At 39.1% G+C, this 17074-nt stretch carries 11 protein-coding genes; 8 read left to right on the top strand and 3 right to left on the bottom strand.

Annotation, left to right across the window (positions count from 1 at the left end):
* Positions 1-200: 200 nt before the first annotated feature.
* From J8M01_RS14475 to rmuC, 3 genes are read left to right on the top strand one after another with little or no spacing between them, the layout of a single operon-like run.
* Positions 201-404, top strand: a complete 204-nt coding sequence (locus J8M01_RS14475) for a hypothetical protein (RefSeq protein WP_192509335.1) — start codon at positions 201-203, stop codon at positions 402-404.
* Positions 405-417: 13 nt separating this feature from the next.
* The gene (locus J8M01_RS14480; RefSeq protein ID WP_210994985.1) at positions 418-1101 is read left to right on the top strand and encodes a response regulator; all 684 of its coding nucleotides are present in this window, start codon (positions 418-420) and stop codon (positions 1099-1101) included.
* A gap of 56 nt (positions 1102-1157) precedes the next feature.
* Positions 1158-2621 (top strand): DNA recombination protein RmuC, encoded by a 1464-nt coding sequence (gene rmuC / locus J8M01_RS14485; protein ID WP_192509337.1) that lies wholly within the window; start codon positions 1158-1160, stop codon positions 2619-2621.
* Between the two features lie 62 nt (positions 2622-2683).
* Here the strand turns inward: rmuC and J8M01_RS14490 are convergent, their stop codons facing one another.
* The 3 genes from J8M01_RS14490 to J8M01_RS14500 form a co-directional block, all read right to left on the bottom strand.
* Complete coding sequence (locus J8M01_RS14490; RefSeq protein ID WP_210994986.1) at positions 2684-3202, bottom strand: hypothetical protein; 519 nt, start codon at positions 3200-3202, stop codon at positions 2684-2686.
* Between the two features lie 124 nt (positions 3203-3326).
* On the bottom strand, positions 3327-5300 hold the full coding sequence (locus tag J8M01_RS24375; RefSeq protein ID WP_211058464.1) for an ATP-binding protein: 1974 nt from the start codon (positions 5298-5300) through the stop codon (positions 3327-3329).
* A gap of 442 nt (positions 5301-5742) precedes the next feature.
* Positions 5743-7347: an isocitrate lyase gene (locus J8M01_RS14500; RefSeq protein WP_192509340.1), complete on the bottom strand. Its 1605-nt coding sequence runs from the start codon at positions 7345-7347 to the stop codon at positions 5743-5745.
* Between the two features lie 223 nt (positions 7348-7570).
* Between J8M01_RS14500 and J8M01_RS14505 the strand changes: the two genes are divergently transcribed.
* The 5 genes from J8M01_RS14505 to J8M01_RS14525 all read left to right on the top strand — a co-directional run bounded on the left by J8M01_RS14505 (position 7571) and on the right by J8M01_RS14525 (position 17033).
* Entirely contained in the window at positions 7571-9745 is a 2175-nt protein-coding gene (locus J8M01_RS14505; RefSeq protein ID WP_211058465.1) for a malate synthase G, read from the top strand.
* 260 nt (positions 9746-10005) lie between these two features.
* Positions 10006-12027 (top strand): S9 family peptidase, encoded by a 2022-nt coding sequence (locus tag J8M01_RS14510; RefSeq protein WP_211058466.1) that lies wholly within the window; start codon positions 10006-10008, stop codon positions 12025-12027.
* 238 nt (positions 12028-12265) lie between these two features.
* Positions 12266-13147 carry a hypothetical protein gene (locus J8M01_RS14515; RefSeq protein WP_211058467.1) on the top strand — a complete coding sequence of 294 codons (882 nt, stop codon included), beginning with the start codon at positions 12266-12268 and terminating at the stop codon, positions 13145-13147.
* A gap of 44 nt (positions 13148-13191) precedes the next feature.
* The gene (locus tag J8M01_RS14520; protein ID WP_211058468.1) at positions 13192-13653 is read left to right on the top strand and encodes a TlpA disulfide reductase family protein; all 462 of its coding nucleotides are present in this window, start codon (positions 13192-13194) and stop codon (positions 13651-13653) included.
* An 89-nt stretch (positions 13654-13742) separates the two neighbouring features.
* Entirely contained in the window at positions 13743-17033 is a 3291-nt protein-coding gene (locus J8M01_RS14525; protein WP_211058469.1) for an ATP-binding protein, read from the top strand.
* The last annotated feature ends 41 nt before the right edge of the window (positions 17034-17074 follow it).

Below are 17074 nucleotides of genomic sequence, written 5' to 3' on the forward strand. Positions count from 1 at the left end.
AACGTTGATTTCCCCCTTGATTACTTATTTGTAATAAAGCCAGCAGATTTTGCTGGCTTTTTTGTTTCTGTCCGTAAATTTTATATTGGGTTTGAAATTCCACATTTGATCCACATTGTTTCGTTTAAATAGATACATTGAAATAAGGTAACTGGTTCATTGAACTAGTATTACTTAGTTAATCTAGAAGGTGAATATATATGTTGTGTCATGAAGAAACACCATCGCATCTAAACTTTATTGAACCTGTATCACAATGTGACTATGATCTACTGGTAGAGGTCGCAACCAGTGACGACCTAAATAGTATTTTAACAATGTTATTGTTTGACGAAACACTGTCTGATTCGTTAAAAAATGATGTGAAAAACCAATTAAAAGCAAATCAATTAAGTAATAATTAAGCAAAGAGAAATTATGCAGCACATCCTAATCGTTGAAGATGACTATGATATAGCAGAGCAAGTTATGCTATTTTTTAAAGCATCGGGGTTTAAAACGTCACACATTGCTGACGGTGCAGATGTGGTTTCTTGGGTTGAGAAAAACAGCCCTAATGCAATCTTGATGGACATCATGCTGCCAAATCAAGACGGCGTTGAATGTATGAAGAAAATTCGTGCCTTTTCCATGGTGCCGATTATTATGATGACAGCTAAAGTAGCAGAGTCTGATCGGCTAAAGGGACTTGAATTTGGTGCAGATGATTATGTGTGCAAGCCTTTCAGTGCAGCAGAATTGGTAATGAGAGTGAAAGCTATTTTGCGAAGATGCGCACCCGCTGTTGAAACTGAGAAATTAGTGAATGTTGATGAGCAGCAACTCACTGTAACGTTAAAAGGTAGAATCCTCGCGCTAACGAAAGTTGAGTTTGATGTGTTTGCGCTATTGTATAATGCACCTAGCCGCGTTTTTTCAAGGCAGCAAATTTTAGATTACATTCAACCAGATAACTTCGATATTTCAGATAGAGTGATTGATAGTCATATTAAAAACATTCGAAAAAAGATCAAGTTGTTGGATTGTTCTCCAAAATTGGTCGGGTCTGTTTATGGCGCAGGCTATCGTTATGACGAACAACAAATCAATGACACTAATTAAGTGATATCAGTTAGGCTCTCAGGTATTATTAACTAAAAATATTACCTGAGAACATTATGTTAGATGCACTCTTTTCTCAATTATCTTGGTTGCATGGCACGTTATTCTTATCGGCGATTTTATGTCCCCTCCCCTTCTATTATCGAGGTCGCCACTTACTTAAAACGCAATGTACAGTGCTTGAACAACAATACATTCATTGTTTGAGTGCTAAAGAACAAGTGCAATCTCAGCTTCAAACTTTGCAAACTGAGCATCAGCAACTTCAAGCAGAAAAAGTACAGCTTCATGGTCATTGTCAGCAATACCAAGCAAGACTCACTGAAAAGCAAACCCAAGTTCATCAATTTCAGGAATTATGGCAGAAAAGTGAGCATAATTTGTCTCATGCTCAAGCTCACGCTCACAAACTTGAAATCGAGCTTACGGATATTAAAGCTATGTTTGAGCAGAAACAGCAAGCATTTGATGCACAAATAGCGCAACTAAAAAATTCAAAAGAGCAGTTAAAGCTGGAGTTTGAAAATATTGCCAATCAGATCTTTGAAGAGAAAACGGCACGCTTTAGTCAACAAAGCCAAGAGACAATCGACCAAATTTTAAAGCCAGTTCAAGGTGAACTAAAGGGTTTTAGAGACAAAATGGAAGCGATTCATAGCGAGGAGTTAAAGCAAAGAGCCTCATTAAAAACCGAATTGCTTCACTTACAAGAGAATAATCGAAATATTACCGAGCAAGCCAGCCAGTTAACAAATGCTTTGCAAGGCCAGAAAAAAGTTCAGGGTAACTGGGGCGAGCTTATGCTTGAAAATGTGTTAGATAGCGCAGGATTAAGGGCCGGGTATGATTATAAAAGAGAGGTTTCATTCTCCACAGATGACGGTAAATATCGACCTGATGTGGTAGTGTATTTACCACAAAAAAGACACCTAGTTATAGATGCGAAAACCTCGCTGAATGCGTATACACGATATGTTAATGCAACGAGCGAAATAGACGCGAATACAGCCTTAATTGAACACTCACAAGCTGTTCTATCGCGTATCAAAGAGCTCGGAGATAAATCCTACGAGAGGTTGCCAGGGCTCAACTCACCAGATGTGGTGATTATGTTCATTCCGATTGAATCAGCGTTTGTTGAAGCTATTAAGCACACACCGAATATGTATCAGCAAGCACTTGAGCAGAATGTGCTCGTAGCGACACCCACTACGCTGTTGACGAGTATGAATATAGTAAAGCAGCTGTGGAGATTTGAGGAACAAAGTAAGCACAGTAGAGAGTTAGCGCTTCGAGCTGAAAAATTTTATGGCAAGTTAAATAGCTTTTTGCACAGTATGGAAGGTGTTGGTCGCCAGTTAGATAAGGCCAGAGAAAGTTATGATCGGGCTTTTTCACAACTCTATCATGGTAAAGGAAATTTGATTAAGCAAGCGTCTGACTTTAAAGAGTTGGGAGTATCGGTGAGTAAAGAGTTGCCAGTAGAGTTATTAGAGAAAGCCAATTTAGAGCTTGAGTAAGTTGTTTTTTGGTGTAAACCCCCTTTACAGAAGCTGTGTACAGGGGGCTAAAAAAGGGAGGGTTAAGTTTGGCGGTTTGGGTTACTGCACTGCGCAAAACTTCCTTTTCTTGGTGAATCAACATAAAGGTTGATGAATAAGTTGTTTTTATCAATGTCTAACCAAACTCGGCTATTTTCAGGTGGACATAAAGAGTGTTTAATATAACCTTCCAGCTCATTCTTATTCATCGCAAGTTTTTGTGGGATGCTGATGAATATATTGACTTCACCAGTATCAAATTTTGCTTGTTTAAATTGCCAGCTGCCCATCATAAATTGTTTTGAAAAATAGCGGGATATCTTGTTTTGAGCGTCTACATTTAAAAGTGAGCTGTGCGTTGTATTTTCTTCAAAAAAATACATCCAAGCGCTTGCTAGGATAATAAAACCAGCCAATAACATTGATATAATAGGGAATGGGGCTTTTTTACTCAATACTACTTTTTTACGCGACCCTTTGCGCAGTGATTGTTTTTTTTGCTCCGTGCGTGACTCGACGATTTTTACCCAATCACCATGCTTAATTGTTCGTTGTGTCATAAATTTCTCTCCAATATTCTATGTAGGTATTAAAACAATACAATGTGGAAGAAAAATGAAGTGAAATGCCTTATTTAGGGCTTCTAACGGTGAAACTGGTATGAACAGTATCGTAGTGAAGAACCTACATTGTGGGTGTTATAGGTAATTTCATGCGAACACATAGACCTCCGGATTTACCGTGATGTAAACATATTTCACCTTGCAGAGCTTGTGTCAAACTTTCACAGATTGACAACCCTAATCCAGACCCTCCTAATGCTCGACTGCGAGATTTGTCTATACGATATAAGCGCTCAAAAAGTTTATTAAGCTGCGCATCTGACACTCCTGGAGTAGTATCATCGATCTGAATAAAGACATGTTCAGTACATATTCGGACTTTTAATCTGATATGCCCTGGGGTATCTGTATATAAACATGCATTTTTGATTAAGTTAGTAATAATTTGATCTAGCTTTTGCTTATCGGTCGTTATATAGGTGTCATCAGCAATCTCAATATCAGCAATAAAGCGTAGATTATGTTGTTCAGCTAATGCCTTTGAGTCTGAAAGGTAGTAGGCAATAAGTGTGCTCAGCTGGTATTGTTGCCAGTTAAGCTGTAGTGCTTGGTTTTGTGCTTGTGACAGTTGATATACATCTGAAATAAGATTATTTAGTTGAGATATTTTATTATTAATTTTACTGTACGCTAATACTTTATTATCTAACAGGTTATGTTCAAGTGCTTCAACATGTAGCTTTAGAACACTAAGTGGAGTTCGAAGTTCGTGTGATATATCAGCTAGCATTTGATCTTTTTGTTTGAGGTTAGTTTGATATAGCTTAGCCTTATACTGAGCGTTTCGGTGTTTGATGATGTACAGGTAAACAACGATAGCGCTAAGGAGGAGTACCATAATGCAAGCTAAGAGCCACGAGCGCTTTAGTAAGATCTGGTTCTCTAGCTCAACTTTCATTAATGCTGACTTTTGCTCTGTTTGCGCTAATTTTTGATATTGCACAAGTGCATTGACTTGTTGTTTGTATTGCTCTGTGGCACCTTGATTAACTTCAATGTCAGCTAATCTATGGATGGAAAATGCTTTATTTAAGTAAGTGTAGGCTTCTTTGTGCCGTTGTTTTAGTTTTTCGTACTTTGCTTTGTATAGGTATAGCTTTGCCTCAAAGATATGATTATTCATCGTCATAATTAGGGGTTCAGCTTTGGCAATGTATAGCGCGCTGAGTGCTATATTTTTTAACTTGAGATGATATTCGATGATATGCAAATAGGAATAAGATTGTTGTATTGGCGATTGTGTTTTTAATGAATAATTTAAACTCTTTTGAATGCTACTTAGTGCCATATGATGATTGCCAAGCTCTATGTAAATCAAGTGGAGGGAATTATAAGCTCTGGATAGGCTTGAATTAGCCCCTAGTGGCGTTAAAATCTTTATGACATCTAAAAATTGCGATAAGGCTTGTGGATATTTTTTATTTTTCAACGTCACTTCAGCCAGCCGGATCGCAGTATCTGCGATATTCATTACTTGTTTACTTTTTTTGTCATTAATAAGCGCTTTGGTGAAAAAGAATTCAGCTTGTTCTAGGTTATGAATACGTACTGAAAGGTCTCCTAGATTGTAAAAGTTTGATGCTTTCACTTCCCAGTTAATAGAATCTTTTAATACCGCCTGTGCTTTCAGGTGATACTCCATTGATGTGGCTACGTTATTTTTTGTGTCGTATAGCGTGCCTAAATTATTATAAGATTGGCCTATTAAGGTTGTATCTTGGGTTAGTTTTGCCAATTTGAGTGCATCTAGATAGGTGCTTTCAGCCATATCTAACTGATGGTTTCTTCGGTAGTTGATCCCGCGCTCTTTAGTCACTTCATATTGAAAGAGCAAAGGTGCTGAAGGTGATAACTCTATTTTATTGAGTACGGCTATTGCTTCGACATACTTATGCTGCTTTCTTAAAATATTCGCGAATGTCAGTTGTATTTTATTTTGATTTTGCTTACCACTTGCCTCAACGGTTTTTAATGTAGAATAAGCTTGCTCTAATTGTCCCTGTGAAATTAAATTCTCAATGGTTGAAAGTGACACTGATGCCTCTGTGTTATAAGAGGTAATTAGTATGGTAATGAATATAAAACTTGCGAAGTAGTGCATTATAATTTGGTTTGTATATGGAGCTGTGCGTATTGTTAATCAATAATGTGGTTGAATTATGAAGAGTGTAAAGGGCCTTTACAGGTTGCAATTTATGCAACTATTGACTTTTTTGATGATAAATAGGAGTTAGTAAAATTGTAATTTATCCGATATGGGAGTTAGTAAAATTGTAGCCTGGGGAGTTGTTTATGTTAGTAAAATTTTGTTCCATGGCATGGAACACATCTGATAGTGTCGCAAAATGACGTTATTTTTAGTTCTGGCAGTGTATTTTCCGGTTTGTTCGTCATTTTTATAGAAGATAGTAAAAATATGATCCAAAGCTGGATATATGAAGAAGGGCCATAGGCCCCTCAAAGGTTGATTTATATAGTTAGAACTGGTTCATCGTATTTGCAGTTCCACCTGCTTTTAAGGCATTTTCACCAGAAAAGTACTCTTTATGTGTGTCACCTATATTTGAGCCAGCAAGGTCTTGATGTTTAACTGATGCTTGCTCCCTCCTAATTTCTTGACGCTGAACATCCCTGACATAAGCCAGCATCCCAAGTTCACCAAAATAACCTTCAGCTAAAATATCGGTACTTAGTGCAGCTGTATGGTACGTGGGTAAAGTAATTAAGTGATGAAATATTCCGGCTTCTCTGGCACCATCTTGCTGGAAGTTTTGTACTAATTTATCTGCTTCTCGTGCTAATTCTGTATTATCTAGTTCAGGAGCCATGAGAGCTTTAGCATTAACGTTTGGATTTGGGTAACGACTTAAGTCTTTTCCTTGTGTTTCCCATTGAGAGTAGACTTGTTCTCGAAACTTCAACGTCCAATTAAACGAAGGGGAGTTATTATAAACAAGCTTCGCATTTGGCACTTGCTCTTTAATGCTATTAACGAGCTCAGCGATTTGATTTACGTTGGGCTGCTCTGTTTCTATCCAAAGTAGATCCGCACCTGACTGTAAACTGGTAACACAATCTAAAATCACCCGAGCTTTTTCTGTGCCTTCTTTAAATTGGTATAGTCCATTATCTAATCTGACGGGTTTACACAGTTTGCCATTGAGCTTAATGGCCATTTCCCCATCTGTGAGGTCGTTTACGTTATGTATCTCTGTGGTATCAAGAAAAGCGGTATATTGACTTGCTAGGTCTCCTGGAGACTGAGACACAGGGATTTTCTGAGTTAAGCTTGCACCAAGTGAATCGGTTCTCGCTACAATGACACCGTCTTCCACTCCAAGTTCTAAGAAGGCATATCGAACGGCATTGATCTTCGCAAGAAAGTCTTCATGTGGAACGGTTACTTTACCGGCTTGATGCCCACATTGTTTCGCATCTGAAACTTGATTTTCTATTTGAATGGCGCATGCCCCGGCTTCGATCATTTTTTTTGCGAGTAAGTAAGTGGCTTCTTCGTTACCAAACCCTGCATCAATATCGGCTATGATCGGAACCACGTGGGTTTCAAAGTTATTAATTTTGGCCGTAATTTCTTGTGTCGCTTGTCCTCGAGATTTTGCTTCATCCAGAGCTTTATAGAGGTGGTCAAGTTCTCTAGCATCTGCCTGTTTTAAAAAGGTGTAAATCTCTTCGATTAATGCTGGTACCGACGTTTTTTCATGCATACTTTGATCTGGTAATGGGCCAAATTCAGAGCGAAGTGCTGCTACCATCCAGCCACTTAAGTATACATATGAGCGTTTTGTGGTTTTTTGATGCCTTTTTACTGCCATCATCATTTGCTGAGCAGTGAAACCATGCCAGCAGCCCAATGATTGCGTGTATTGGCTATTGTCTGCGTCATAAGCCGCCATATCTTCACGCATAATGTTTGCTGTATATTTTGCTATGTCTAATCCTGTTTTGAATCTGTTTTGTAAATTCATTCGACTTGCAAACTCAGGGTTAATTGACTGCCATGAAGTGTTCTTGTTCTGACATAAAGTTGTGTAGTGGTCTATTTTAGATTGATAGTTTGTCATGACTAGTTGTCCTTCGAACGGTTAATTTTACGATATTTGATTGTGAGAGTGCGTTGAGTGGTCTGACCCCGCGCTTAATTAAACATTAGGCCTGAATTTAAAATTTTTTAAATTTATAGTTGTTATTACCAACATACATTTCATGAATGTCATTTGCAGTTTAATTTGAGTGTATTTGAGATATGGTTATTGAGGACCCGTTCAGCATAGTTAGGATTTAGATATGAGCATGACGACTCAACAATCAGGTTTAACCATCGACCGACAACTTTTCGATTTTGTAAATATGCAAGCATTGCCCGGCACTGATATCGAACAAGAAACCTTTTGGAGTGGCTTTGCAAAGCTTATTGAGATTCTCTCACCAATCAATAAGCAGTTATTGTTTAAACGCGATAAGCTACAGTCCCAAATTGATGAATATCATAAGAGTCACCCCGTATGGAATGGTGATAAATATCGGACATTTTTAATGGATATAGGCTATTTGGTGCCTTCTCCAGAACGAGTTAGCATTGATACTGACTCTGTTGACCCAGAGATAGCATCAATCGCAGGTCCACAGCTTGTAGTACCCGTGAGTAATGCTCGGTTTGCGCTAAATGCAGCGAACGCAAGGTGGGGTTCTCTTTATGATGCTCTTTATGGAACCGATGTATTACCACAAGAAGAAGGTGCCGAAAAAACACAGGAATACAACCCTGTACGCGGTTTTAAAGTGATGGCCTACGCTCGCCAATTCCTTGATAACACTTTTCCTTTGAGAAATGGCTCGCATATTGAAAGTACACATTATGCGGTGCTAAATGGGCAATTGGTGGTCACGCTTAATGATAGTAAACAAGTTAGCCTATTAGATCCCCAGCAATTTGTAGGTTATCAAGGTGAAGCGCAAAACCCTTCCTCATTATTATTAAAGCACAATGGCCTGCATGTTGAGATCCAAATAGATCCGCATCACCCAATAGGTCAATCCGATAAAGCAGGGATCAGCGATCTTATTTTAGAGTCAGCCTTGACGACCATTATGGACTGTGAAGATTCCGTAGCTGCCGTTGATGCACAAGATAAAGTCGGTGTTTACACAAATTGGTTAGGCTTAATGACGGGCACATTGAAAGAAGAATTTAAAAAAGAAGATACTGTAATTACACGCGTTTTAAATAAAGATAAGCATTTTGTAATGGCTTCAGGGAAGATACTTAAATTAAAAGGTCGGAGTATGATGTTTGTTCGCAATGTCGGTCATTTAATGACAACCCCTGCTATTTTAGACCAAAATGGTGAACAAGTTTTTGAAGGCATTTTAGATGCGGTCATAACGTCACTGTGTGCATTACATGATTTAAAAGGCAATTCAGAATATCGGAACTCAATCTCTAAAAGTATCAATATAGTTAAGCCAAAAATGCACGGACCAGAAGAGGTTGCTTTTACTTCTAGACTATTCTCGGCGGTTGAAGGTTTATTATACTTACCTAACAACACCATAAAAATGGGGATAATGGATGAAGAACGGCGAACATCGGTTAATTTGAAAGCATGTATTGAGCAGGCTAAGTCTCGAGTTGTATTCATTAACACAGGTTTTTTGGATAGAACAGGCGATGAAATACATACTTCGATGTTGGCGGGGCCTATGCTCCCTAAGTCTCGTATCAAGTCGCAACCGTGGATTTCAGCGTACGAAAAGGGGAATGTTGAAGTCGGGTTAGCCTGTGGGTTTAGCGGCAAAGCACAAATAGGAAAAGGGATGTGGCCAATGCCAGATTTAATGGCATTGATGATGAAGCAAAAGTTAGCTCATCCAGAGTCTGGCGCTAATACGGCTTGGGTCCCCTCCCCTACGGCTGCAACGTTACATGCCATGCATTATCATACTATCGATGTTTTTCAAGTACAGGCAGCAATAGGTCAATATGAAGAGGCTGCTTTGACTGACTTATTGACCCCTCCATTGTTAGGTGAGTTAGTGTTAACGAAAGAGGACATTCAGGCCGAATTAGATAATAATGTACAAGGGATCCTTGGTTATGTGGTACGTTGGATTGATCAGGGTATTGGCTGCTCTAAGGTGCCAGATATAAATCATATTGGTTTAATGGAGGATAGGGCTACTTTGCGCATTTCAAGCCAACATATTGCAAACTGGTTGGTGCATGGAATATGTTCACCGCAACAAGTAAAAAGCACGTTTGCAAAAATGGCTAAGGTTGTTGATGGACAAAATCATCATGATGCGAGTTATATTTGCATGGCTGACAATGAAGTTAAGTTAAATGATAATTTGGCTTATCAGGCCGCTTTATCTCTCGTTTTTGAAGGTAAGAATCAGCCTAATGGCTACACGGAACCTTTATTGCACTCTTATCGTTTGAAACATAAAGCTTTCCAATAAAATACGATTTTAGAAGCCCTTTTGATGAGTGTAAGCCCCCTTTACACTCACAATCATCTCAGTATTCAATAATAGTTATGCCCTCTAAAGGCTCGAACAAGTTACAAAGAAATGAAACGGATAGGTCATTTTGAAATCGCGATATTTTCATTTTGTAAATAACATAACTGAATATCCAGAGAGCTTAAGCATAAACAGTTGACTCGTCTTACCATATGAGCTTTTATGATCACAAATTAATGTCCCTTAAAGGAGTTTGTATGAAGTTATCACTGATAACGATTGGGCTCAGTTTTTTTGTAAGTTCAGCCTTTTGTGAAGCTTCACCACTGGAGCTTGATGATGTGTTTGACCTAGAGTACGCAAATCAGGTTGAGTTTAGTGAAGACGGTAAAGTCGTTTATTTTGTTAGAAATCGCATGGATATAAAGACTGACAAAAAGGTGGGAAATATTTGGTCAATCGATGTTGACGCTAATCAGTTAGAACCTGTGACCTCGGGTATTCATATCGATTATGCTCCACAATTGTCTCCGGATGGAAAGCGGCTTGCCTTTATTTCCACCAGAGATGGTAGCAGTCAAATTTATATGAAATGGTTAAACTCTGGCGCAGTAGCCAAAGTGAGTAACTTAACACAATCTCCAAGTGGGATCACTTGGACACCAGATAGCAAGCATCTTGTCTTTTCTCAGTTTGTACCAGCAAAGGCTCGTTCACCTATTAACCTACCAGGCAAGCCTAAAGGCGCTAACTGGGCTAAACCCCCCGTTTTTATAGATGATGTCTATTATCGTTCGGATGGTGCAGGTTATTCTAAGCCAGGCTTTTCTCACTTATTTAAAATAGATGCAAATGGTGGTAACGCTCAGCAGTTAACGTCAGGTAATTTTAATCATAGGGGTACTGTCAGTTTTGATAAAGACGGTGAGGTACTCTATTTTAGTGCTAATCGGCATAAAAATCATGCTTTAAAACCGAATAATAGCGAGGTGTATGCACTAAATATGCATACTAGAGTAATCTCTTCTGTAACTGAGCGAGTTGGACCCGACAGCTTTCCACAAGTTTCACCTAATGGTCGGCTTTTAGCCTATATAGGTTATGATGATAAGCTAATGAATTATGAAAATTCAGATATTTATGTGCTTAATTTTAAAACTGGTGAGACAAACGTTATCACCGCAGCACTTGACCGAAATGTAAAAGACATTCAATGGGATAACAAAAGCAGAGGGCTTTATTATAGCTATGACTCTGAAGGGAAAACAACGGTAGCGCACCAGCCCCTAAAAGGAAAAGCGAAAGTGCTTACTGATGAAGTTGGGAGTGTCGCATTTGGTCGACCTTATTCTGGCGGCAGTTATGATGTTAGTGCTCGAGGTGATATTGCCTTTACACTTGCAGATCCAAATAAACCAGCTGACGTTGCGTTAGTTAAGCGTGACAAAACAACGCAATTGACAGACTTAAATAGTGATGCGCTTGCAAGTAAAACGCTAGGCAAAGTTGAAGAAATTTGGGTTAAATCTAAATATGATCAGTTGGATATTCAGGGGTGGGTTGTATACCCTCCAGGTTTTGATAAATCAAAGAAGTATCCTTTAGTACTGGAAATACATGGTGGACCAGTTGCAAATTATGGGCCTCATTTTAGCGCTGAAGCTCAGCTGTTTGCAGCGAAAGGTAATGTCGTTTTATATATGAATCCAAGAGGAAGTGATTCATATGGAAAAGAATTCGCGCAAAAAATTCATCATAATTATCCAAGTAATGACTTTGATGATTTAATGACTGGAGTCGACTCGTTGATTGATAAGGGCTTTATTGATGATAAGCGTTTATATGTTACGGGTGGTTCGGGTGGTGGTGTATTAACCGCGTGGATTGTTGGTCATACGAATCGCTTTGCAGCTGCGGTTGTTGCTAAGCCGGTAATTAATTGGTTTAGCTTTGTATTAACGGCTGACTACTATCCATTTTTTGCGGACTATTGGTTTCCCGGTAAACCGTGGGATCATATGGAGCACTACATGAAATACTCACCAATTAGCTATGTAGGTAATGTGACGACTCCGACCATGTTATTAACTGGTGAAGCTGATTATCGCACACCAATATCTGAAACTGAGCAGTATTATCAAGCGCTTAAGTTGCAGGGTGTTGAAACGGCGATGGTGCGTATTCCAGATGCATCACATGGCATAACGGCGCGTCCATCGAATTTAATGAATAAAGTTGCTTATATTCAGTGGTGGTTTGATAAGCATACAGGAAAGTAACCACCTATTTTGCGTAGATGGTTTGCTTGTTCGTTGCGAGTAAGCCATCTGCGCAGGACAAAATATTAAGGTTAAAAATTCAGAATATAACGCGTATATTAATATTTTAATCCACACTTACGCGTCCCTATTAATATTGCCTTTGATCACTTTTTTAAACAGGTAGTATACAATGAAGTGAGCTCGTAATTTTTGTTTTCCAAGGTGATGAGCCTACCACCTGTTCATTTGGAGCATTATGCAATCATTTAGACAATGGGTCAGATATAGAGCTGTGCTATTTTCTTTTATTGCGTTTAGCAATATAAGTATTGCTGAGTCATTACGTATCTATATCGATGATGAAAAAGATCTCTTGGTGTTTACTGGACAAGTTGCACCTTCCAATATTGCCGGCGCGACAAACAATATGCTATTTAACATGATTGATGGGGTGGATATTGAATTTGTGCCATCGAGTTATAAGCGTGCCTTGAGGATTATGAGTCAGCAGCCTGAGCCTATTTGCGTTGTTAATAAAGTAAAAACGCAAGAAAGAGAAGCTGCATTTTTATTTAGCCTGCCAATTAATCTGTATCTAAGCCGACGGCTATATTTACAAATAGATGCAGAGCCATTGGCGCCTTCATTGCTTGATGAGCAAGGAAATGTAATCTCTTTGCCTAAACTATTTCATGCACATAGACATAAATTAATTGTGCTTGCTGGGGCATTTTCTTATGGTCCATTTTTAGATAAGCAATTGGCGCAAGTAAGCAGCGCGAATAAAGTGATTCGAGAAGGCAGTAATCATTACGATACGGTGTATAGAATGTTTCACTTGCGTCGCGTAGATTTTTTATTGGCATACCCTGCAGAGGTGTATCGGCATGCTAAAACGGATAAATCACAGTACCAGTCATATCGAATGGCTAACTCTCCAGGATTCATCTTGGGACACATTATGTGCAATGATACGACAGCGAGCCGTACGTTCATTAAGAAAGTGAATACAATAATGTTACAGATGTACAATCAAGATGAATTCACTAATGCGCACTTACACTTTTTACCGAAACAAGAGCATGATGTGACAAAACAATATATCGAACAACTTAAGCGTTATCAAATTCAGCCTTAAATTATATGATATGCGTAATTGGCAATGCTTAGGGGTATAAAATAATGCAAAATAGAGCGATTCTATGTGTTTTTGTTTGCTTTAGTTTCATTGGTAACTCAGCTTTGGCAGTGTCGGCAGAGCAACAGCTGGAAGAGCTTTTAAGTCAACATAGTGGAAAAGTTGTATACGTGGATTTCTGGGCTTCATGGTGTGTACCGTGTCGTTATGCTTTTCCGTGGATGGGCAGTATACAGAACCGGTTTTCACAAGATGTGCAAATTATTGCTGTTAATATGGATACCGATGTAGAGGATGCGAAAAAGTTTCTATTGGAAACTCCGGCTAATTTTCCTGTTATTTTTAATCCCTCGATGAGCATAGGTAAAGCAAATAAGCTCAAAGGTATGCCTAGTAGTATTATTTTTGATAGAACGGGTAAAAAAATAGTGCAGCTATCGGGGTTTAATGATGAAAAGAAAAAAGATTATGAAGCAATACTAATTCACTTGGTAAAAAGTCGCTAAATGCATCCGAGTTTAGGTAAGAGTATAGTGATAAAAGTTTGCCGTATCAGATGCATTAAGCTATAACAGCACATAGCTCATTTTATTTTTTGGAAAACTATTTGTATCGTTATTTTGTTGTGTTTATTTGCTTTTTTCTTGTTTCATTGCGTTGTTTTTCACAACATCAGTTACCAGCAAAAACCGACCATATTCTACCGACTAACTTAGGAGAAGCAAATTGGCAGCCTTTGTTTCAGGTGGAGTTACCCAGTGGTAAGCCTCGTTTAAAAAAAAATGAATTGCTCAATTTAGACCTTTCTTTTGCCTTTACACCTACGGCTCATCAACGTATTGAATCTCCTGAAATAGTATCTTCTGAGTGGGTCTCTTTTAAGTCTCAATTTAAGCCGTTTATGTCACCCGTAAAGTCATCTTGGAAGTCCGTCAAGCCTGCGCAATATGCGTTGAATGTGCAGTCGGATATTCGACACTTTTCAATACGGCAAGGCTTGCCTACTGGCGCCGTATATAGTGTGCAACAAGATGTTGACGATATGGTTTGGCTTGGTACGAATGGAGAAGGAGCATGTCAGTATACAGGTAACTACTTACGCTGTTTAACGGATCAAGATGGTCTGAATAATAATCGGGTATGGGATATCGCAAAACACGTTAATGGTGAGTTGTGGCTAGCAACAGATCGAGGAGTGAACGTTTTTGATGGCAATGTGGTATCCGCGTTACAGATTGATGGTGCACTTTATACCCCTAAAGTGAATGATATTTTGTTTGATGATGATACCACTTATTTGGCATCAGATGAGGGGCTATACCTAGCTAAACATGGCTCTCTTTCTCGTTTGAAAATCGGTAACTCTTTAAAAATAAATCAATTATTAAAAGGACCTGAGCAGAGTATTTGGCTCGCGACTGATATTGGGTTGTTTCAGTATCGAGAAAGTAAGCTGTATAAAGTCGAGTTGCCTGAGCCATCATGCCAAGGGCCGATCTTAGCAATGGCGAGCGCTCAAAATACCGTGTGGTTGGGAGTAAAAGGAACCGGTGTTTGCCAAGTTGATTGGAGTTCCAAGCAAATTGTTTTTTTATCGGGTTTGCTAATGCCGAATATTCAAACACTAGCATACGATCAAAATGCTGCAGCACTATGGATTGGTGATGACAGCAAAGGTGTTATTCGGATTACGGGTAACTCAGCGCATACTCTTAATAGCGCTAATGGATTAAACGATCACCATATTCGAGATATTATGTTGGGTAGTCAAGGGAATGTGTGGATTGCAACGTATGGCGGTGGAGTGAACCGCCTTAAAGAACATAGTTTTCAATTGCTAACAAAACGCAATGGGTTATTAAATGAAAGAGTCAGCGCCCTCGAGAATATCAATGAGCGATTATGGATTGGGCAATATGGAACTGGACTTCAAGTTTTAGATAATAATCAATGGTTTAATTCTATTTATGATTTTTCAGATCAGTATGTGCATGCGATTAGCATAAGTGAAAATGAAAGTGTTTGGGTCGGTACTCGTGCAGGACTTATTGTTATTGGAAGTAACGGTTATCAGCGGGTGGACCGTCAAATGGGGTTGGACGCTGACATTGTGCACCGAATTATAGCGAGCCAAGACGGTTGTATGTATTTAGCGGCTCAAAGTGGGGTTATTCGTGCTTGTGAAGGTGCCTTTGATAAATTGGTTCTACCAGATATGGCATATGTGGTTAGTGTCTTTGAAGATACCAGCAAGCGGCTGTGGTTTGTCACAAATGGGCAAGGGATTTATTATTTAGAGCGCGGTACTTTGTTTCACATAACAGAAGCACAGGGGCTTCCTAGCAATTGGGCTTATAGTATCACTCAGGTGTTAGATGATTTTGTCGCACTGGGTACCCGCAGAGGGGTTCTTTTACTTAAAAAAGACATCAATGGTTGGCGTAGCAGACACGTGAGTGTGAGTGATGGGTTGAGTAATAACATTATTTTATCGTTGTTAGTGCAAGGTGATGTGCTCTGGGCTGGCACTGAGCGGGGCATAAACAGGTTTAAGCCACAAGCAATGTTTGGATCAAATAGTTCATCAAAACCCCAGCAGTATACGTATGATAATGGTTACATTGCTGTTGATAGTACTCTTAATACAGCGCTGTTTTTTAAAGGCAGTTACTATTGGGGATCTGGGAAAGGAGTGTCTTATTTTAAGCCTGAGAGTGTAAAAATAAATGTGAATTCTCAAGTTAATTTGTTGCGCGTTAGTGCGAGTCAAAGTGGCAGTCCTCGGCCTAAATTTAAGGATATAGAACATTTAACACACCCTCTAATTGATTTACCTGCGACGACATTTCAAATCCGTTTTCAATATAGCCATAGCGAATGGGGTAACCCTGAGAGGATTATGTATCAAACTCGTCTAATCGGTAGTAATGAATATTGGAGTGACCCTTCTTACGATGACGAGATGACCTTTACACAATTGTCACCGGGTAATTATGAGTTTCAAGTTAGAATATCAACGCAAGATAAGACAGCTGATTATGAGTACTTTTCTTTTGTAATTCAGCCACCCTGGTGGCAAACTTGGTGGGCTTTTTCTCTGGGCCTATTATTCGTCATTGGCGCTATTTATAGTTTATTAAAATTGCGATTTGAGTTTATTCAAAAGCAACAAAGAATAAGCGATAGAGCTGAGTTTTCTGAAGCGCTTTTAGCGCGGAAAAAACAACTGTTGGCGGAGGTATCTCATGAAATCCGCACACCATTAAGTGTACTGAAAATGCAAATAGAAGCACTCGAGTACAACCTTGTTGAAAATACGGAACAGACCTATGAGTTGCTACATCGTCGTATAGGCGATATTAGTACGCTTATTGCAGACATAGATCAATTAGCGATGACGGAGCTGTCTGAACTGAGCTTAAATGTCAAAGTGATAGATGCCGTGCCTTGGCTGGCGTCTTGGGCGGATGATGCACGTACACGGTCATCTCAGCTACGAGAGTGTGAGTTCAGTCATGTCGTAAAATTACCCAAAAACTTGTTTATAAACGCAGATCAAGACAGGTTAACTCAAGTGCTTAATAATCTACTCTCTAATAGCCTACGATACACCACGCCGCCTATTCGTATAACATTTGAAGCTACTTATACCGAAACGCAGTTAATATTATCTTTGAGCGACAGTGCACCTGGCGTATCAGAACACGAGCTATCATGCATATTTACGCGCTTATACCAAAATGAAAGTAATAAGACGTTATTCAAAGGTGGAACTGGGTTAGGGTTGACTATCTGCAAAGACTTGATTGAACGCCATAGTGGCGAAATAGAAGCGCAACATAGCGAGCAGGGAGGGCTTACTGTTCGTGTTACCCTACCTAGGTAGGGGAACACGAATACCGACAAGTTATACAGGCTCTAATCATA

Origin of the sequence: Pseudoalteromonas sp. MMG005, assembly GCF_018101015.1 — a bacterium.
Classification (GTDB): domain Bacteria; phylum Pseudomonadota; class Gammaproteobacteria; order Enterobacterales; family Alteromonadaceae; genus Pseudoalteromonas; species Pseudoalteromonas aurantia.